Annotated in this window: 18 protein-coding genes and 1 tRNA gene; 10 read left to right on the top strand and 9 right to left on the bottom strand. The window is 68.3% G+C overall.

Annotated elements, in window-relative coordinates:
* Position 1: 1 nt before the first annotated feature.
* Positions 2–1303, bottom strand: a complete 1302-nt coding sequence (locus GAA2_RS20840) for an amidohydrolase family protein (RefSeq protein WP_006436690.1) — start codon at positions 1301–1303, stop codon at positions 2–4.
* Between the two features lie 254 nt (positions 1304–1557).
* On the opposite strand from GAA2_RS20840, the gene GAA2_RS20835 reads away from it, so the two are divergent.
* The 4 genes from GAA2_RS20835 (at position 1558) to GAA2_RS20820 (ending at position 4888) form a co-directional block, all read left to right on the top strand.
* Positions 1558–2154 (top strand): helix-turn-helix domain-containing protein, encoded by a 597-nt coding sequence (locus tag GAA2_RS20835; protein WP_006436689.1) that lies wholly within the window; start codon positions 1558–1560, stop codon positions 2152–2154.
* 80 nt (positions 2155–2234) lie between these two features.
* Positions 2235–3215, top strand: coding sequence for a PDR/VanB family oxidoreductase (locus tag GAA2_RS20830; RefSeq protein ID WP_191834547.1), 981 nt, complete (start codon positions 2235–2237; stop codon positions 3213–3215).
* Positions 3212–4522, top strand: coding sequence for an amidohydrolase family protein (locus GAA2_RS20825; RefSeq protein WP_191834546.1), 1311 nt, complete (start codon positions 3212–3214; stop codon positions 4520–4522). Before GAA2_RS20830 ends, GAA2_RS20825 begins: the two co-directional genes overlap by 4 nt.
* A gap of 189 nt (positions 4523–4711) precedes the next feature.
* Positions 4712–4888, top strand: a complete 177-nt coding sequence (locus tag GAA2_RS20820; protein WP_375295681.1) for a response regulator transcription factor — start codon at positions 4712–4714, stop codon at positions 4886–4888.
* Between the two features lie 19 nt (positions 4889–4907).
* Here the strand turns inward: GAA2_RS20820 and GAA2_RS20815 are convergent, their stop codons facing one another.
* Positions 4908–5294, bottom strand: coding sequence for a DUF5997 family protein (locus GAA2_RS20815; protein ID WP_024497380.1), 387 nt, complete (start codon positions 5292–5294; stop codon positions 4908–4910).
* A 41-nt stretch (positions 5295–5335) separates the two neighbouring features.
* Between GAA2_RS20815 and GAA2_RS20810 the strand changes: the two genes are divergently transcribed.
* Positions 5336–6307 (top strand): LysR substrate-binding domain-containing protein, encoded by a 972-nt coding sequence (locus tag GAA2_RS20810; RefSeq protein WP_191834545.1) that lies wholly within the window; start codon positions 5336–5338, stop codon positions 6305–6307.
* 11 nt (positions 6308–6318) lie between these two features.
* On the opposite strand, the gene GAA2_RS20805 is transcribed toward GAA2_RS20810, so the two are convergent.
* From GAA2_RS20805 to GAA2_RS20785, 5 genes are all read right to left on the bottom strand, one after another.
* Positions 6319–7089: an NADPH-dependent F420 reductase gene (locus GAA2_RS20805; protein WP_159406000.1), complete on the bottom strand. Its 771-nt coding sequence runs from the start codon at positions 7087–7089 to the stop codon at positions 6319–6321.
* Positions 7090–7338: 249 nt separating this feature from the next.
* The gene (lepB, locus tag GAA2_RS20800) at positions 7339–7758 is read right to left on the bottom strand and encodes a signal peptidase I (protein WP_081712367.1); all 420 of its coding nucleotides are present in this window, start codon (positions 7756–7758) and stop codon (positions 7339–7341) included.
* The gene (locus GAA2_RS20795) at positions 7758–8327 is read right to left on the bottom strand and encodes a DUF6448 family protein (RefSeq protein WP_024497376.1); all 570 of its coding nucleotides are present in this window, start codon (positions 8325–8327) and stop codon (positions 7758–7760) included. Before GAA2_RS20795 ends, lepB begins: the two co-directional genes overlap by 1 nt.
* 79 nt (positions 8328–8406) lie before the next feature.
* Complete coding sequence (locus GAA2_RS20790) at positions 8407–9111, bottom strand: Crp/Fnr family transcriptional regulator (RefSeq protein ID WP_024497375.1); 705 nt, start codon at positions 9109–9111, stop codon at positions 8407–8409.
* A 458-nt stretch (positions 9112–9569) separates the two neighbouring features.
* Positions 9570–9643: transfer RNA gene (locus GAA2_RS20785), tRNA-Gly, on the bottom strand.
* A 159-nt stretch (positions 9644–9802) separates the two neighbouring features.
* Between GAA2_RS20785 and GAA2_RS20780 the strand changes: the two genes are divergently transcribed.
* The 4 genes from GAA2_RS20780 to GAA2_RS20765 all read left to right on the top strand — a co-directional run bounded on the left by GAA2_RS20780 (position 9803) and on the right by GAA2_RS20765 (position 15238).
* Positions 9803–11302 carry an HNH endonuclease gene (locus tag GAA2_RS20780; RefSeq protein WP_024497374.1) on the top strand — a complete coding sequence of 500 codons (1500 nt, stop codon included), beginning with the start codon at positions 9803–9805 and terminating at the stop codon, positions 11300–11302.
* Positions 11303–11323: 21 nt separating this feature from the next.
* Complete coding sequence (gene dcd / locus GAA2_RS20775) at positions 11324–11896, top strand: dCTP deaminase (RefSeq protein ID WP_191834544.1); 573 nt, start codon at positions 11324–11326, stop codon at positions 11894–11896.
* Between the two features lie 76 nt (positions 11897–11972).
* Positions 11973–13409: a UDP-glucose dehydrogenase family protein gene (locus GAA2_RS20770; RefSeq protein ID WP_191834543.1), complete on the top strand. Its 1437-nt coding sequence runs from the start codon at positions 11973–11975 to the stop codon at positions 13407–13409.
* Positions 13410–13486: 77 nt separating this feature from the next.
* Entirely contained in the window at positions 13487–15238 is a 1752-nt protein-coding gene (locus tag GAA2_RS20765; protein WP_191834542.1) for a hypothetical protein, read from the top strand.
* On the opposite strand, the gene GAA2_RS20760 is transcribed toward GAA2_RS20765, so the two are convergent.
* On the bottom strand, positions 15239–15829 hold the full coding sequence (locus GAA2_RS20760; RefSeq protein WP_096274736.1) for a TetR/AcrR family transcriptional regulator: 591 nt from the start codon (positions 15827–15829) through the stop codon (positions 15239–15241).
* A 112-nt stretch (positions 15830–15941) separates the two neighbouring features.
* Here GAA2_RS20760 and GAA2_RS20755 point away from each other — a divergent pair, with 112 nt between their 5' ends.
* Positions 15942–17600 carry a DHA2 family efflux MFS transporter permease subunit gene (locus GAA2_RS20755; protein ID WP_191834541.1) on the top strand — a complete coding sequence of 553 codons (1659 nt, stop codon included), beginning with the start codon at positions 15942–15944 and terminating at the stop codon, positions 17598–17600.
* Here the strand turns inward: GAA2_RS20755 and GAA2_RS20750 are convergent.
* A complete protein-coding gene (locus GAA2_RS20750) occupies positions 17562–18689 on the bottom strand; it encodes a PDR/VanB family oxidoreductase (RefSeq protein WP_096274735.1) in 1128 nt (375 codons plus the stop codon). The genes GAA2_RS20755 and GAA2_RS20750 overlap by 39 nt on opposite strands.
* Positions 18690–18695 lie beyond the last annotated feature (6 nt).

Here is an 18695-nt window from a genome sequence, read left to right as displayed (position 1 = left end):
CCTAGGGAGCCGGTGTGGCGTGATCAGGGGCGCCGGCGCGGGACTCGGCCGGGACTGCGGTCCAGGTGGTGGTCTCGGTGCGGGCCACGATCGAACCGTTGACGAGGACCACCCGGTCCGCGGGGGCGGTCGCGATGGTGTCGAGTACGTCGGTGCCCCGGACCGCGAGGAAATCTGCACGTGCCCCGACGACGGGTCCGCCGGCGGGGAGGCCGAGCGCGGTACGGGCAGCGTCGGTGACCAGTGACATTGCCGTGTAGGGACTCTGGTGACCGGCGGTGACCAGGAGCGACGCGGTCTCCAGCGGGTCCGCGCGTCCCACCGGGTTGAACGGATCGCGGATGTTGTCGGCCCCGGCGGTGACGAGGACACCGCGATCGCGGAGCACGTCGATCGCGGTGATACCGCGCCGTCCTTTCGACGGGCCGTGCCGTCCTTGGAGATAGAGGTTCGTGATCGGCAACGCGACCACCGACACCGATGCACGGGCGAGGGCGTCGGCGACCCGTTCCAGTTCGTCGAGAGGCATGGTGTCGAGACGGCAGCAGTGTCCGGCGGTTCGGAGACGATCCGCGGGCCAGTCGGCGACGCGGTCGGCGAAGTGGTCGATGGTGTGGTGGTCGCCGTCGAGGAACTCGTCGGTGTGCAGGTCGATGCCGACTCCGCGGGATTCGGCGAGGCCGACCAGCCGGGCCACCTCGGCGCGCGGGTCGTCGGCGATGTGCGGTGCTCCGCCCACCAGGTCCGCGCCGGCGTCGAGTGCTTCGACGACGACCTCGGTCGGGGTGAGCGGATTCGCCAGCGCGACGATCTGAATCGTGACCAGGTCGCGCATGGCCTCCCGGACGCCGACCAGCGCCCGGGTGGCCCGGAGCGGGTCTGGGCCGGGCGGCACGTCGACATGTGTTCGGACGGCAGTGATCCCGTTGCGAAGCAGGGTGGTGATCGCCCGCGTCGCCCGCCGGCGGAAGGACTCCTCGTCGAGACGGACGCTTCCCGCTCGCCAGACCGTGATCGCCGTATCGAGGTCGCCGAGCGGCGGATTCAGCTCTGTCCACGAAAAGGCCTTGTCCAGGTGCGCGTGCGGTTCGGCGGCGGACGCGGTGAGGACGAAGTCGCGCAGATCGAGCCACTGCGGGTCGGCCCGGGCGGTGTGATCGCGTGGGTTCCGGTCGGAGACGGGCGCGATCCTCGCCACGCGCACCACTCCGTCGGGACCGGACAGCAGCTCGACATCGGCGAGCGTGCCGTCGGTCAACGACGCGGTGATGCCGTGCACGGGTCCGTGCGGCGTGTCCTGCATGAGTGAACTCCGTTGGCGGCCGGTGGTTCTGGACGTGAGTGCGACGTTGCGCTCGTGGGCTGTGCGGCAGAGATCGATCTCGGCGCCTCGGTGCGCCGGTCTCGGTGGTTCCGCCGGGGCTGGGATCGGCGGGAGCGGTTTCGTGATATTTGTTGACCACGTCAACACCCCTGAATATAGGAACGTGTTGTTGCCTCGCTGTTAACCACGGCTGCGGATGTGTAACCAACGCCGGAGTGTGAAAGGTGCATCGAATGGCACTGGAGGAGCCGGATGCGGCGCAGGCGTCGCTGGGTGCCGAGATCCGCCGGCGACGCAAACAGCAGGATACGACCCTTGCGAATCTAGCTGCGCAGGCTGGCATCTCGCATTCCTTCCTGTCGCAGCTGGAACGCGGGTACGCGCGGCCGAGTATGACGACGCTGGAGCGCATCGCCCGTGCGCTGGGGACGACGCAGGTGAGTCTCATGCTCGCCGCGGACCCGGGACGGGCCGGGAACGCCCCGGCCGACGCACCCCCGGGCGCGCAGATCGTGCGCGCCGATCAGGGTGCCGTGCTCCCGCAGACGGGGGACGACGCCGGGCATGCCCGGCTGCTGGTGAACGGTGACGCGGCGTTCTATCCCCAGGAACATGCTTTGGGTGCAAGGGAATTCGGCGACTTCTACCGGCACGAGCAGGATGAGTGGCTACATGTGGTGTCCGGTGAGATCGAGGTGGATCTGTCCGACGGCCGCATCGTCGAATTGCGGACCGGCGACAGCCTTTACTACGCTGGCGGCATTCCTCATCGGTGGCGACTGGTCGGCCCTGATGTCGCGCATCTGATCGTGGTGCAGGCGTCGTCGTAGCGATCGTCGCGGCTGTCGGTGAGGGTGTGGTTCCTGTGGCTGGGAGCCGGACGGGCCTCGCCGAATCGAGGAGTCCACCGATGTCCCTGTCTTCCTCCGGGGTTGCACTGTCTTCTCCTGGTCGTGCGCAACCCTTACGTGTGCGCGTCGCCGCGCGCAGGCCGGTCGCCGAGCGTGTCGAGGAGTTCGTCCTGACCGCCGCGTCCGGTGACCCGCTCCCCGCCTGGTCGGCGGGTTCCCACGTCGACCTCGTCGCGCCCTCGGGAGTGGTGCGCCAGTACTCGTTGTGTCCCGCCGATCCCGGGGTCTACCGGGTCGTGGTCGAACGCCGGGCCGACGGCCGCGGCGGTTCGGTGTCGGTGCACGACGATCTCGCGGTGGGTGATGAGACGTGGATCAGTCTGCCGCGGAACCATTTCGCGCTCACCCGTGCTCTCGAGTACGTGTTCGTCGCGGGTGGGATCGGGATCACCCCCATACTCGCGCTGGTCGACGAGGCTCGTACGGCCGGCCGGCCGTGGCGACTGCTGTACATCGGGCGAACGCGGGCGGAGATGGCGTACGCCGACGACCTCGTCTCGGCTCATCCTGACCACGTCACCGTGCATGAGTCGCGGGTGTCGGGCCGGCTGACTCTGAGCGATGCGCTCACCGGGTCGGCCCGGGGAACCGCGGTGTACGGCTGCGGTCCGGCGGCGATGCTCGACGCGATCGCCGACGCGTGTGCACCGCAACCGGCGGTGGACTCGTTCACCGAGCGGTTCACGGCGGCGGTCGCGGAGAGTGTTCCCAACCGGGAGTTCGAGCTGTCGCTGGCGATGTCCGGTGTGACGCTGACGGTTCCGGAGGACCGCACGATCCTCGAAGCCCTCGACGGCTCCGGGGTGGTGGCGCCCTCGTCGTGTCGCGAGGGGATGTGCGGCACCTGCGAGACCGGGGTGGTGAGCGGTGAGGTCGACCATCGGGACGCGGTGCTCTCGCCGGAGGAACGCTCCGAGAACGAGTCGATGATGATCTGCGTATCACGTTGTACCAGCGGGCGTCTGGTGCTCAAGCTGTGAGGCCGACCGTCCTCACCGGGGCGGAAGCGGTGCTGGTGGACGGTAGTACCGTGACGCGTGGCCCGATCGTCGTCGACGGCGCGGTCATCGCGTCGGGTCCGGCGCCATCGGATGCCGAGGTCGTCGACACCTTGGGGTGCGTGATCACACCCGGATTGGTGAATGCCCATCATCACCTGCTGCAGAGTGCCTTTCGCTCACGTCCGTACGGTCGATTCCGGCCGATGCGGGACTGGCTCGCGGGGATGGCGCGGCGCTACACCGAGGCCGCGGTGGACCCCGAGCTCACCGCCACCGCGGCTGGAGTCGGTGTCGCCGAATCCCTGTTGTGCGGGGTGACCACGGTCGCCGACCACCACCTCACGTGGCCCCGCGACCAGGACCCGGTCGCGATGGCGGGCGCGACCATCGGCGCCGCCCGCCGCGTCGGCGCACGGCTGGTCTTCGTGCGCGGCACCGCCCGAGACGACCCGGAGTCGGCCGCACAGTCGGTCGTCGACATCCATGACGCACACCTGCACGGGGCGACCGACGGTGTGTCACCCGACGGCCTCACCCAGCTCGCCGTCGGTCCGTCGGGCGTCCATGCCGACGGGCCGGAGACCTTCGCGGCACTGTCCGAAGTTGCAGCACGTCTCGGACTGCGTCGTCGAACTCAGGCCAACGAACAGATCGACGTCGAGATCGCCGCCGAGAGGTACGGCCGGCGCCCTCTGGAACTACTGGACGACTGGGGTTGGCTGGCCGCCGATGTCACCGTCGCGCACCTGTGCGAGATCACCGATGACGAACTGGATCTGGTGGCGCGGTCGGGTGCCCACGCCACCCACGCGCCGGGGTGTGATGTGCCGATGGGGTGGGGTGTCGCCCGCGTGGCCGCCCTCGGCCGCGCCGGCGTACGCATCGGGCTCGGTACCAGCGGCGGCGGGAGCAACGATGCCGGCCACCTCCTCGCGGATGCGCGACTGGCGATGCAGGTCTCCGGACTGATCGGCGACCCGGTGTCGGCCCGCGACTGTCTCGCGATGGCGACCGAGGGGTCCGCCACGGGCCTCGGCCGCCCCGAGCTCGGACACCTACGTCCCGGCGCGGCTGCGGATCTGTGCGTGTGGGACTGCTCCGATGTGTTTGACGCCGGCGTCCCGGACGCGCTCGACGGTCTTCTCTGGGCGGGGCCCGGCAGACGACCCCGCGACGTGATGGTCGGCGGCCGCTGGGTGGTCCGCGACGGAGTGCTGGTGACCGCGGACTCGCGAGCGCTGGCGAACGACCTCACGACGATGCTCGACGAGCGGTTGTCGGGATGACCCGCGCCCCATGACTGGGTGCAGGGTCATGCCCCTGTCGGCCGAGTAGCGACGACCCAGCGCGGCGAGGACGCCGCGTATCGAGGTCAGCGCAACGGGACCGGGGCCGCGGCACCCACCAGGGCGACGATGTGGAGTCCGCCCGGATTGGTCTGGAGCGGAACCTCTTTCCAGTTGTTGGTCGTCCACATGGCCGAGGGGTTCGGCAACGCCGAGATCACCGAGCACCTGCAGATCAGTGTGCTGACCGCGAAAACCCATGTGAACAGGGCGATGACGAAGTTCGGTGCGCGGGACCGCGCACAGCTGGTGGTGGTGGCGTATGAATGCGGACTCGTCGTGCCGGGGCGGCGGCCGGTGCGGTAGCCGGAGGGGATCCGCCTGGTCAGTCCTCGGGGTTCTCGGCTTCCTCGCGGTCCCGGCGCTGGTCCTCGTGGAGCGACTTGACGCGTCGTTCCTCACGCCGGACCTCGACCTGGGTGGCGCGCTCGGCGACCAGCCACTCGGGCATCTCGGCCAGCAGCTCGTTGATCTGCGCGGTGGTCAGCGCCTCGGTGATCCCGTTGCGGACCAGAGCGGAGTTGGAGACGCCGAGCTTGGCCGCGACCAGGTTCTTCGGGTGCGGTCCCTCCGCGCGGAGGGTCTTCAGCCACTCCGGTGGGTCGGCCTGCAGGGCGGCGAGTTCAGCGCGGGTGATGGAACCGTCGCGGAACTCGGCAGGGGTCGCCGGCAGGTAGACGTCCAGCTTCTTGGCGGCGGTGGCCGGCTTCATCGACTGCGAGCTCATTGCCCCAGGGTATCGGGCGGTAGCCTTTGGTCGTGACCACACCCGACCGGGCAGGCGTTTCCGGGTCTCCGGCCTTTCGATTGGCGTACGTCCCCGGCGTGACCCCCGGCAAGTGGGTCCGTATCTGGGAGGAGCGGCGACCCGACGCCCCGCTGGAGCTGGTCGCCCTCGAGGTTGCCGAGTGCGCGGACGCCATCGGACAGGGAAGTGTGCAGATGGCGATCACGCGCCTGCCCGACGCGCTGCGTCACGGCGAGGCCGGACCGCATCACACCATCGAGCTGTATGAGGAGACCACCGTCGTCGTGGTTCCTAAGGATCATGTGCTCACTGCAGGTGACGAGTTGACGCTGGCCGACCTCGCCGACGAGCAGTTCCTGTGGCCACTCGACGAACCGGTGTCGGGATTCGTCGACCCTGCTGGCCGAGTAGCGCCGACCGAGCGGAGCGAGGATGCGGGTGGTTCTGCTGGCCGAGTAGCGCCGACCGAGCGGAGCGAGGACGCGGGTGGTTCTGCTGGCCGAGTAGCGCCGACCGAGCGGAGCGAGGACGCGGGTGGTTCTGCTGGCCGAGTAGCGCCGACCGAGCGGAGCGAGGACGCCGCGTATCGAGGTCGTCCCGGCACCGCGATCGACCACCGTCCGGAAACCACCGGGGATGCAATCGAACTCGTGGCCGCCGGTATCGGTGTCCTTCTCGTGCCTCAGTCCCTGGCGCGACTACATCACCGCAAGGATCTCGTCTACCGTCCGGTGTCCGACGCGCCGACCGGCACCGTCGGCCTGTTGTGGCCCGATCCGACCACCGAGTTGGCCGACGAATTCATCGGAATCGTCCGCGGTCGCAAGGCGACTTCGTCGCGGGGGCAATCCGAACCGGCGCCGAAACGATCGGCCAGGGAGAAGGCCGCCGCGAAGCGTGCCGCGCGGGAGTCCGCGGGGAAGATCCCGGGGAAGAGCGCACGGAAGAAGCCCGGGGTGCGTCCGAAGCGGCGGTGACCGACGGCACGTCAGGCGGCGCGCCACTCCCCGGTGCGCTCGGGCGAGGCCTCAGCCAGTGCGGTGATGGTGTCGTCGACGCCGAAGTCCTTGCCGTACACGGGTGTTCCCGGCTGCTGACGCCACGACTCGGCGAGCGATCCGGCGTCGACCGGGTCGAAGCCGAGTTCGTCGACGATGCCGAAGACGATCTTCTTTCCGCCCGGGTGATCTCCGGCGATCGGCAGTGCGATCCGGCCCTCGGCGCCGGCCGGGCGCCCCTTCGTGAGCAGGTGCTTCCAGTAGATCCCGTTGAAGACCTTGTAGACGGGCGCACCGATCTGCTCGGACACCCACACGCTCTCGGGGGTGCCGTTCTCGATCGCCTCGATCTTCCCGTCGCGCTGCTGCGGGTAGTAGTTGTTGGTCTCGATGACCGGTGCGCCCGATTTGCGTGCGTCGACGATGCCGGCGGCCAGGTGAGGGGTGTTCTTCTGCGGGATGGACACGATCACGAGGTCGGCGTCGTGTGCGGCTTCGGCGGCCCACACCGCCGTGGCGCCGGTCTCGGCAGCCAGTTCCGAAAGGGTCTCGGGTGAGCGAGAATTCGAAACACGTACCTCATGTCCCAGTTCGGTGAGCCGACGAGTGAGTGTTCCGCCGATGAATCCCGCTCCGATGATCCCGATGTTCACTGCTGCACCTCTTCTTCGACGATGTCGTTGACTCTGGGCGCAACAGTGGTCGCGGTCCGAGCATTCCCGGTGCGCGGGTTTCGTGCGGAGTAGGTGGTGGAATGTCATCGAGCCCAGTGGCCTGTCACGTGAGCCACCATCCGGCGTCTGTGCTGGGCACGCTCACCATTCCGTCTGGTACGACCGTATCAACTCTGAGCTCGCGTTATCTGCAGCGGCGGATCAACATCCTGGCGGACGTGCAGCAGGCACGGCTCGTGGCGACGCCTCGCGCGGCATAAAGGCATCTCCGACGCTGCCCCTCCTACGGCCACCCGCCGGACCGTCGAAGGGCGAGGGTTGAGGAGCGCGATCGACTCAGCGGGACCTGGAGACGAATGGATTGCGGACTACGACCAGTCGGTCGGTCAGCACCGCCCGCTCGACGTAGGGCTGCTCCCACGTGCGGCTGTCGTCGGAAGCATCGCGGTTGTCGCCCAGCAGGAGGTAGTGCCCGGCGGGGACGTGAAAAATGCCGCGATAGTAAGAGGGCGAGGCGTACGGCTCGTCGAGCGGCACGCCGTCGATCCGAACCGCGCCGCCGTCGATCTCCACGGTCTCCCCCGGTAGGCCGATCACGCGCTTGACGATCCGCCCGCCCGTCTCGGCATGGTCCACCACGACCAGGTCTCCCCGGTGAATCGGGGTCGATCGCCGGAGCGACCTGGTGAGTGCGAAGCGCCCGTCCGACAGGGTCGGCGCCATCGAGTGTGACCGAACCCTGGTGAGCCGGCACATCAGTGGTGCCCGGCGTGCGCGTGCCCGTGCTCGTGCTCGTGACCCTCGGCGTACTTGAAGTACCGGACGTAGGCGTCCATGTACTCGCGAGCGGCGTCCAGGTCGTCGGTGTCGAAGCCCTTGAGCGCCATGGCCCGATCGAACCGGCGCTCGAGCTCGTCCCAGCGGTCGTCGGCGACGAGTCCGCGCAGCGGCTCGATGCTGCCGAGGTCCAGCGCCTCGTCGGCTGCCGCGACCTGCGCGGTGACGCCTTCGCCGGCGGGCTTGAGACCGGTGAAGCCGGCGCCCTCGCCCGCCCGGTGAACCCTGACCAGGGTCTCGAGGAACCACCGGTCGGCCACCTCGCGGGCCTCCCCGCCGGCGGCACGGACACGCAGGACCTTGTCGAAAGCGGCCCGGATCTCGTTCTCGTCGCTGGGCTGGACCCACTTGAGCGCGATGTTGACGTTCCCGCTCTCGAGCGCCCGGCGGCCGTCGGTGGCGGCTGGGCCGTTCTCGGTGTCGCAGTGGGCGGAGGCATCGCGTGCGAACAGCGCGAGAAGCCGGTGGACCGCGGTGCTGATGCTCATGGCGGGCTCCTTTCCTTGGTTGCCTACCAGGTGCAATCACCAAACTAGACCGGTGTCCGTCCTGGCTCCATGACCTAGGTCAAGAGCCGCCGGACCGCCGCTCGAGGCCCTCGAGATCCAGCAGGTCGACCTCGGCACCACGCACATCGATCAGTCCCTCGCGCTCGAGCGCCGCGAGCCGTCGGCTGAGCGTCTCGGGGATGGTGCCGAGATAGGTGGCCACGTCTTTCTTGGACACGGGCAGCCGAACGGTCAGCGCTCCGTCGAGGCTCCGCGTCGCCGGCAGGTCAAGGAGGTAGGACGCGATGCGGGCGCTGACGTCGACGAGGGTGCGGGCGGCGAGCCGCCGCTCGGTCTCCTGTAGTCGCGTCGCCAGCGAGTGGAGCATCGCCACCCCTATGTCCGGGTAACGGTGCACGAGCTCGGTCAGCATGCTGTGGTCGAACACGCACATCGTGGAGCTCTCGAGGGCCATGTAGTCGTTCTCCGGCCGGGCACCGGTGAGAAAGCCGACCTCCCCTTCGACGTCGCCGGGCCCCAGCAGGCGCAGCGTGACCTCACGCCCGTCTTCGGCGGTGCGCCCGACTTTGACCAGGCCCTCGTGCACCACGAACAGCTTGGCGGTGTCCCGGCCCGCCCACACGAAAGTCTCGCCGCGGCCCACGCGTACAGGTCGTGCCAGCGATGCCACCTCGTCCTGCTGGTCGTGGCTCAGCCGGGAGAACAGCGGAACCCTGGCCACGCAGGATTCACCGTGGTGGTGGTGCTCGTGCGGCCGGTTCATCGAAGCTCAGTGTAGGTGCGCGTGCGAGCGGTCGTGGGAGTGTCGTGCATGGCCCGATGGCCTCCCGCCCGGCAAGAGAGGCGTCGCCTGCGCCCCTCGCAAGGGCACCTGGCTAACCCCGCCCACTACCGGCAGGTTTGTGCTGGGCCTTCGGCGACGTACCGGTCTTGAACGTCGGTATCGCCACCGACGACGATACCCCCGCAGCGGTGAAGCTCGCCGCGATGCGCTGGATCGCGCGGGCTCTCGGCGAAGACGGCAGTGGAAGTGGACGTGACGCCCAAAGGATTCGAACAGGTCTTGGAGGTTGTGCTTAGGGGCGGTTCCGGTGCTGAGAGTCGTTCACGCCGAGGCGAACCCGACGACACCGAACACCACTGGATCAACGCGGAGCTCGGTGTGATCGACTCTGAGGTGTCGGCCGAGACTTGCGAAACATCGCTCCAAGGCGGTGCTGGTGGAGCCGATGACGGGAATCGAACCCGCGTATTCAGCTTGGGAAGCTGATGTTCTGCCATTGAACTACATCGGCGTGCGAGCGCTGGGCTCGCGTCCGAAAGCCTAGCAAACCGGCGTCGGGGTCTTCGCGAGCGGCGCGAAGATTCTTTCCGAGCCGGGGTTGCGCACCGGCGCGGACGCCCGTACTATCGAACATAGTTTCGAGTAAAGCCATGATGACGGGGGTTAAATCATGGCTTTAGGCGAGCCATCTGCATCACAGCCACTTCTTCTCGACCAGTACGAGCGTCTACACGCGCTGCTGGACGAGATCAGCGAGACGGCGTCCACGGACTGTTCCGACACAGACCTGCTCAAGGTCGCGATGGAGCACGAACGCGCCGAGCGTCGCATGCTCACGTCGTTCGCCGCCCACATCATCGACATCGACGAACGCTCCGCATACCGGAAAGCCGGCAGCCAGACCGTCACCAACTTCGTCACCAGCGTGCTCAACCGCAGCGGAGAGGCCACCCGGCTACTCAACCGCGTGTGGGCGATCGGCAAGTTCCCCGACATGCAGGGCGAGGCACTCGAGCCGCGATTCCCGGAGACCGCCAAAGGTGTTGCCCAAGGCGAGATCTCGGGGCGGAACGTCGACGTCATCGTCGAGGTGATGAAGAAGGTCCCGGCCGCCGCAGACCCGGCGGACCGTGAAGCCGCCGAGGCGACGCTTGCGCATTACGCCCGCGACTACGACCCGTCCTCGCTGCGCGAACTCGGCGGGCGGATTCTCGCCCACCTCGATCCCGACGGAACCCTGACCGACGACCGCGACCGTGCCCGAATGCGCGGCATGCGCCTCGGCCCTCAGGACGCACAGCTGATGTCCAAGCTCACCGCCGACCTCGACCCCAAGACCCGGGCGATGCTCGACGTCGTACTGGCGGTGTGGGCAGCGCCGGGCATGAACAACCCCGACGACCCGGAGTCACCCGTCGGAGACCCCGGCAGTGCTGATCCCGATGCCCTCGCGGCCGCTGCCGAACGCGACAACCGGTCGACCGCGAAACGCAACCACGACGCCTTCTCGGCGTTGCTCCGGTACGCACTCGACGACGGCGCGCTCGGTCGTTCCCATCACGGACTGCCGCCGCACGTCATCGTCACGATCACCGAATCGGCGCTCCGCAACCGGGCCGGGGCTCCCGCGCGCACCGCGACGGGGGCGCTACTCCCGATCAAGGATGTCGTCGAACTCGCCGCCGAGTCGCAGCAGTACCTCGAGGTATTCCGCGACCACACCAGTGAGGTCCTCTACCTCGGACGGGCCAAGCGCCTGGCATCCCGGGCGCAGCGGATCGCCGCGGTGGGTCGCGATGGCGGCTGCACGTGTCCACGCTGCACGCGGTCGTCCTTCGACTCCGAACTGCACCACGTGGCCGAATGGACAGCCGACGACGGCCCCACCGACATCGACAACATGACCACCGCATGCGGACCGCACAACCGTGCGGTCGGCCCCGGCGACGACCAGTGGGCCACCACGATCGCCACCGATGGGGTCGACGCAGGTCGCGTCGTCTGGCACCCGCCGACGTCGCACCCGGATCAGACCCCGAAGGTCAATCACGCCAACCGCACCGACGAGGTCCTCAACCGGATGCGAGCCGATGCCCGTCGACGCCGGTCGAGTGGTCACGGGCAGGACGAGGCGTCTGGGCCGACGGACACCGGCGCAGATCCACCCTGACCATTCGATAACCTCGACACCGTGCTGCTCTCCGACCGCGACATCCGCTCCGAGATCGCTGACGGGCGCCTCGCCATCGATCCATTCGATCCTGCGCTCGTCCAGCCCTCCAGCGTCGACGTCCGGCTCGACAGTCTGTTCCGCGTGTTCAACAACACCCGGTACACCCACATCGACCCGGCCCAACGCCAAGACGAACTGACCACCCTCGTCGAACCGACCGAGGGTGAGCCCTTCGTGCTGCACCCGGGTGAGTTCGTGCTGGGCTCCACCCTCGAGGTGTGCAGCCTGCCCGACGACCTCGCCGGACGCCTCGAAGGAAAGTCCTCGCTCGGGCGGCTCGGCCTCCTGACCCACTCGACCGCCGGCTTCATCGACCCCGGGTTCTCGGGCCACATCACCCTCGAACTCTCCAACGTGGCCAACCTGCCGATCACACTGTGGCCCGGCATGAAGATCGGCCAGCTGTGCCTCATCCGCCTCAGCAGCCCGGCCGAACACCCCTACGGCAGTGAGGCCGTGGGATCGAAGTACCAGGGACAACGCGGGCCGACCCCGTCGAAGGCGTACCTGAACTTCCACAAGACCGACTGACTGTTCATCCGGCCGATCACCACACGCAACGCCACGGTTGGTTCAAGGCTCAACCACCTGGGTAAACGTTGCGATCATGAAGCTCACGGTGATCGGATGCGGATACCTCGGCGCCACGCACGCGGCGTGCATGGCCGAACTCGGGCACGACGTCGTGGGCATCGACATCGATCCGCAGAAGGTCGAACGCCTGCAATCCGGCGACGTCCCGTTCTTCGAGCCCGGACTGTCAGACATCCTCCGCCGCAACCTCGACGCAGGGCGGCTGCGATTCACCACCGACCACTCGATCGCCGCCGACCACGCCTCGGTCCACTTCATCGGCGTCGGCACCCCGCAGGAAGCGCGTGGACACCGCGCCGACCTGTCCCACGTCCACGCGGCCGTCGACACACTCGTTCCCACACTTCGCGGCCAGCACGTCCTGATCGGCAAGTCCACCGTCCCGGTCGGCACGTGTGAGGAACTGTCGCAACGGATCTCGCGACTCTCGGCGCCGGGCGCCGACGTCGAGCTGTCGTGGAGCCCCGAGTTCCTGAGGGAGGGTTTCGCCGTCGAAGACACCCTGTCGCCCGACCGGCTGGTCCTCGGTGCCGGAAGACTCGTCGACGACCCGCAGGCCGCACCGGCGGTGTCGCTGGCCGGCGAGGTGGTCCGAGACATCTATCGCGAAGTACTCGAAACTGGTGTGCCGTTGATCGAGACCGACTGGGCCACTGCTGAACTCGTCAAAGTATCCGCCAATGCCTTTCTCGCCACCAAGATCTCGTTCATCAACGCGATGAGTGAACTGTGCGAGATCGCCGGTGCCGACGTCGGTACGCTCGCCGACGCCATGGGCCACGATCCCCGGATCGGCCGGCGATTCCTCAACGCGGGACTGGGCTTCGGCGGCGGCTGCCTACCCAAGGACATCCGAGCGCTGACCGCCCGCGCCGACGAGATGGGCGCCCCTCGCGCGGTAGGATTCCTGCGCGAGGTCGACGCCATCAACATGCGTCGGCGCAGCGCCGCCGCCGAACTCGTCGCCGAGGCGCTCGGCGGAGAAGCGTTGGGCCGCAATGTCGCCGTACTCGGTTCCGCCTTCAAACCCGAGAGCGACGACGTCCGCGACTCTCCCGCGCTCGCCGTTGCGGGCCGTCTCGCGCTGGACGGGGCGTCGGTCACCGTCTTCGACCCGCAGGCAATGGGCAATTCGCGCCGGGTGCAGCCGACACTGGGCTACGCGGCGTCGGCGCGCGAGGCCTGCGATCGCGCCGATGTCGTCGTCATCGCCACCGAATGGGCGGAGTTCGTCCACATGTCACCCGACGAGCTCGCGCCCGTGGTCCGCCACAAGCGAATTGTCGACACCCGTCGTTGCCTCGACCCACAGGCCTGGCGGGACGCCGGGTGGGACTACCGGGCGCTGGGCGGTCCGGTGCCGGCGCGAAAAATTGGGACAACAAGTTCGTTCACGCAGGTGAACGGGGCTTCGTCGAAAGCGGTTCCCCGAGTGGACGTGTTAGGTTAACCCCGCGATTGACGGGGGGACCTTCGCGCCGTGGGGGCGTGTAGGGCGAGGTGCACACAAGTGCAGGAATTGATCAGATGACCGACACGGTGTTCGATGCGGCCATGGGGCCGGCCTCTGCGTCTGCAGAGGTCTCGGTTCATCCCGCCGTGCTCGACGACGTGCGGGCCACACTCCGTCAGCGCGGGCTCGACGCCCCTGAGGTGGTGCTGCTGGGTCTCGACGGGAACGGTTGCGTATCCGTCGGGCGGTTCGACACCTCCCGGGGCACGGTCGCCGACACCTATTCCGACGTGGCCCTGTCTGTCGGTGCGCTCGACCGCGCCATCGCCGACCACCTGATCAGGATCGGGCGCGTCGAGTCACCGACATCGCCGGAATGGCATGACGAACTGTTCGATCTCATCGCCCGCGGACGCGAACGCCTGCAGGATTCCGACGGCACATTCCTGATGGGACGCCGACACATTCGGCTGTTCCGCCTGGCACGCCGGGATGTCGAGGAGGCGGGCGGCGCGCTGATCGCACGCGGTGAGGAACTGGCACGCGCAGCAGTGGCCGGTGCGCAGGCCCCTGCAGTCGTCATCACCGACGGTCTGAGCGTGTGGCCCGGCCTGCGCGACGGGATCGCCAAAGCCGTACAGGTACCGGTCGTCGACGCTGCGCCCAGTCCGCTGACGGCCACGGTGCCGGCTGTACCGCTCAGCGGCCCGCGGGAAGCGCACATACCGGATGCGGCTAGCGGCACCCCCGACGCCGAGGCAGCGACGTCCGCCGACCCCGACACCGACGGAACCGCGACCGCCGCCGATGCAGACCACAGCGCCGATGCAGACAACAGCGCCGCCGCAGACGACAGCGTCGATACAGACAACAGCGCTGCCGCGCACACCAGCCAGAGCACCGACAACATATCGACCGAGCCGGAAGCCGTGGACGGCGATCGAGACGAGACGCAGCCGTATGCGGACGCGGTGGAGGCCGAGAACGCCGACGAGTCACAGGCTGCGCGTGCCGGTGCCGACCCCGACAACGAGCCAGAGGTCGCAGCCGAGGTCGAAGATGGTGTCGGTGCCATCGTCGAACTCGACGCAGAACCAGTCGTCGACACGGCGCTGAACCTTGTGGCCGACGAGGTAACCGAGCCGCCGATCGGGAGTCCTGGTCGCTCAGGCGATTTCCCGGTCGTCGATGCTGACCGCATATCCAGTGAGCAGCCTTCACGTCCGGTAGATCCTGCGCCCGCAACGGCATTCGGTGCCACAGCGACCTCTGCCTTCGGAACTCCACCCGCGCAAGACCCCGCGCCGGTTCGAGAGCACGTGAACATGCCGCCGGCCTTCGAGGACGAGGCACGCCTGATTGACCCGGGTCCGCAGGTCGTCGGCACCGCCCCGATGATCCCAACCCATCGCACGTTCCCTGCGCGGGAACAGCATTCGCCCTACGGCCGACCTGCTCCGGTGCCGTCCCGTTCGCGACGCACGGTCCTGGCAGGCCTGGCGCTGGTATGCGCGCTCGCCATCACCGCGGTCGCGGTCGCACTGGCCACGGGGAACGATGACTCCTCGCAGGCGCCCGTTGCTGCTCCCACCACGCCCACAACTACGGCGCCCACGACCACGGCGCCGACCGGCCAGGAGTACGCCGACCCGGCCATCTTCGCCGAGGCGCGTCAGCCCGCGCAGGGCTACACGCCACCGCCACCGCCGGTGGTGACCAACGAGCAGGGGCCGGCACCGCGACCACGATCCCGCGCACCGCGTCCGCAGCGCGGCGTGACGATCCCGAATCCGATTCCCGGACTGCCGCCGATCGTCCTGCCGTGATCAGTCGGCGGGGCTCGGCGCCAGGCCTCGCGCGACGAACGCCAGGACCCTCTCGTAGTTCGCCGCGCCGTCGACCTGTGGCGGGTGCGTGCCGGCGAGTTCCAGGCTGACTGCACCGTGAACCGCTGACCAGGCCTGCATGGCGAGATCGGCGGGATCGCCGGCCATCACGACGCCGGCCACCTGTCCGTACCGGATGACGTCGACGAGTACGTCGAATGCATGCGCCGCCACCTCGAGATCCGGCGTGCAGCGCGTGGAGAACATCAGGCCGTAGAGGACGGGGTTCGACACGGCGAACTCGCGGTAGCCGCGACCGGAGTTCCGCAAGCGGGCGACCGGGTCGTCGTCGGTGGCTCCCACTGCTCGTGCGAATTCGACGAAACCATCGGTGACCAGCGCATCCAATAGTCCATCGCGGCCGTCGAAGTGGTTGTAGACGCCCATCGGCGCGACCTTCGCCTCAGCCGCGGCCGCCCGTACGGTGAGCCCGGCTTCGCCGTCGCGCTCAAGGATCGCACGACCTGCGCGCAGCAGTGCCGACCGGACGTCGGCGGCGGAGGTTCGGGTGCGCGGCTTTGCGGTGGGCATATTGACAATCTACTAGCACGGTGTTCTTCTTGAATAGAACATTATTCTATAACTGTAGGACGAGGTTCTACTCCGTCTGAACTTCATCAGCTCACGGAACAGGAGAATGCCGATGCGTACAGGACGTATGGGCTCACGCTGGTGGGCGCTCGGCGCCCTCAGCTTTGCCGAACTGCTGGTCATGATCGACAACACGATCGTCAACGTCGCTCTGCCGACGCTGGCCCGCGACCTCGACGCCGGGATCTCCTGCCTGCAATGGATCGTCGACGCTTACACGCTCGTGTTCGCCGGCCTGCTCTTGACCGGTGGCTATCTGGGTGACCGGTTCGGCCACCGGCGGATGCTCCTCGCCGGCGTCGTCGGCTTCATGGCGGTCTCGATCCTGGCGGCGTCGTCGCAGAACCTGGGCCAGCTCATCGCGTCGCGCGGCGGCCTGGGACTCTTTGCCGCACTGGTGTTCCCGGCGACGCTGGCGATCATCACGACGATCTTCGTCGACGCCAGGGAGCGGGCGACGGCCGTCGGTATCTGGGCGGCCGTCTCCGGTGTGGCCGTCGCCATCGGTCCCGTCTTGGGTGGCTGGTTGCTCGAGCACTTCTCGTGGACCTCGGTCTTCTGGGTCAACGTCCCATTCGGGCTGGCCGCGCTGGCGGTGATCCTCGCGGTCGTCCCCGGTACCCGACCGTTGGCGGTGCCGCGATTCGACGCCATCGGTGTGGGCTTGTCGGTTGCCGGTCTGGGGCTTCTCACCTACACGCTGATCGAGGCGCCGCACGTCGGTTGGGGTGAGGTCCGAGCCGTCCTCGGAATCGTTGCGGCCCTGTCGATCCTGTCCGTGTTCGTGGTGACGCAGCTACGCATCGCCCATCCCATCCTCGATGTGCGACTGTTCGCCAACCGGCACTTCGCCACCGCGGCCGGGATGATCAGCGTGGCGTTCTTCGCACTGTTCGGGTTCATCTTCCTGATCACCCAGTTCTTTCAGGCGGTCAAGGGATACGGTCCGCTGGCCGCCGGTGTGCGAACCCTGCCGTTCGCCATCGTGATGGCGGTGCTGTCGCCGGTGGCGATGGCCCTGTCCCACCGGTTCGGTGCACGCTTCGTCGCCGTGGCGGGTGCATTCCTGATGTCCGGCGGCTTCGCGCTCGTCGAGATCTCCTCGCGCGCTTCGGGTTACTGGGAGCTCATCGTCTGGTCGATGTCGCTGATGGCTGCCGGCCTGGCCTTCATCTCGGGCCCGTGTACGCAGCTCATCATGGATGCGCTGCGGCCGGAACAGGCCGGTGCCGGCAGCGCCGTCAACGACACCACCCGCGAGATCGGCGGCACCCTCGGGGTTGCGGTGCTCGGCTCGATCCTGACCTCGGCCTACGTCGCGGGCATCGGGGATCGGCTGTCGGACAGCGGATTGCCTCGAGAGGTGGTCGCAACCGCGGAACAGTCGGTGATGGCCGGGGTCGAGGTCGCCGGCCGGGTGCCCGCCGCGATGAGCGAGACGGTCCGGGTCGCGGTCCAGCAGGTGTTCATGGACGGTCTGCACAACGCGGTGTGGGCGGCGGTGGCGATCACGGCCGCAGCCGGTGTGACAGCGGCGTTCCTGCTGCGCGGCACGGTCGCCGGACGGCACGCGGTGCCGGATTCGCAGGAAGGGCCCTTCGAGACGCATCCTCCGCAAGCTCCGGATGCTCCTCAGGGAGCGGGGGTGCGTCCGCAGGGAGAAGTGGCCACCTCACAGATCGAGCGTGAGGTTCCCGCCGGCACTGCGTGACACGCAGGTCAGCATGGTCCCGGCCTCCCGCTCGGGCTCGGTCAGGATGTTGTCACGGTGGTCGATGTCGCCGGACAACGTCCTGACCTTGCATGTGCCACAGAAGCCCTGCTGACACGAGTAAGGCACCGACGGCATCACTCGCCGGAGCGCGGCGAGCGCCGACTCGTCGGCGGCCACCGGAATCCGTTCCCCCGTGGACGCCAGCGTCACCGTGAACGGTGTGCCGTCCTCCACCGGTGGCGGACTGAAACGTTCGTAGTGCAGTTCGATGTCCGCGCGGTCGGCCAGGTGGCGGCGGAGGTTCTCCAGCATCGGAACCGGTCCGCAGCAGTACACCGCGAGGTCGGCGTCCGAATCCGGGACCGGACCGACCAGTTCCGACATCGTCGGCAGTCCGTGCCGATCGTCGGTGCGGATGGTGATGCGGTCGCCGAACCTCGCCACATCGTCGAGGAAGGGGATCGAGTCGGCCGAGCGACCGGTGTAGATCATCGACCAGTCCAGCCCGAAGCGCTCCGCCACCGTCAGCATCGGCAGGATCGGCGTGATGCCGATCCCGGCGGCGATGAAGCGAATCCGGCGAGCGGGCGATCCGTGGCCGGGTACCGCCAGGGGGAAAGCGTTGCGCGGTCCCTTGATCGACATCACGTCGCCGATCTCCAAAGCGTCGTGGACCTCGATGGAACCGCCACCGCCGTCCGGGATGCGCCGCACCGCGATGCGGTAGTGCTCACGGTCCGCGGTGTCGCCGCACAACGAGTACTCGCGCATGCGGCCGGACGGGAGCAGCACGTCGATGTGGGCACCCGCGTGCCACGACGGCAGCACCCCGCCGTCCGCGGCCGTGAGGGTCAGCGCGATGACGTTCTCGTCATGTGCGACGACCTCGCGGTCCACGATGCGGACGTGGGTGATCCCGTCGTTGACCGGCGCCGGCCTCAGCGGGGACAGCGGCCGCCAGGCCGGCCACCACGCCCGCATGAACGCGGTCCCGACGGTGAGGATCGGATCGCGGCGCCACCGCCCGTACAGATGTGGCGGTGGCTGGGTGAGACTCGTCGAATGCGGATGTGCGCGTTGGTTCATCGGAGT

This window comes from Gordonia ajococcus (assembly GCF_012974285.1).
Taxonomy (GTDB): Bacteria; Actinomycetota; Actinomycetes; order Mycobacteriales; family Mycobacteriaceae; genus Gordonia; species Gordonia amicalis.
Note: the sequence above shows the minus strand (reverse complement) of the source record. Positions and strands in the feature narration are given on the sequence as shown.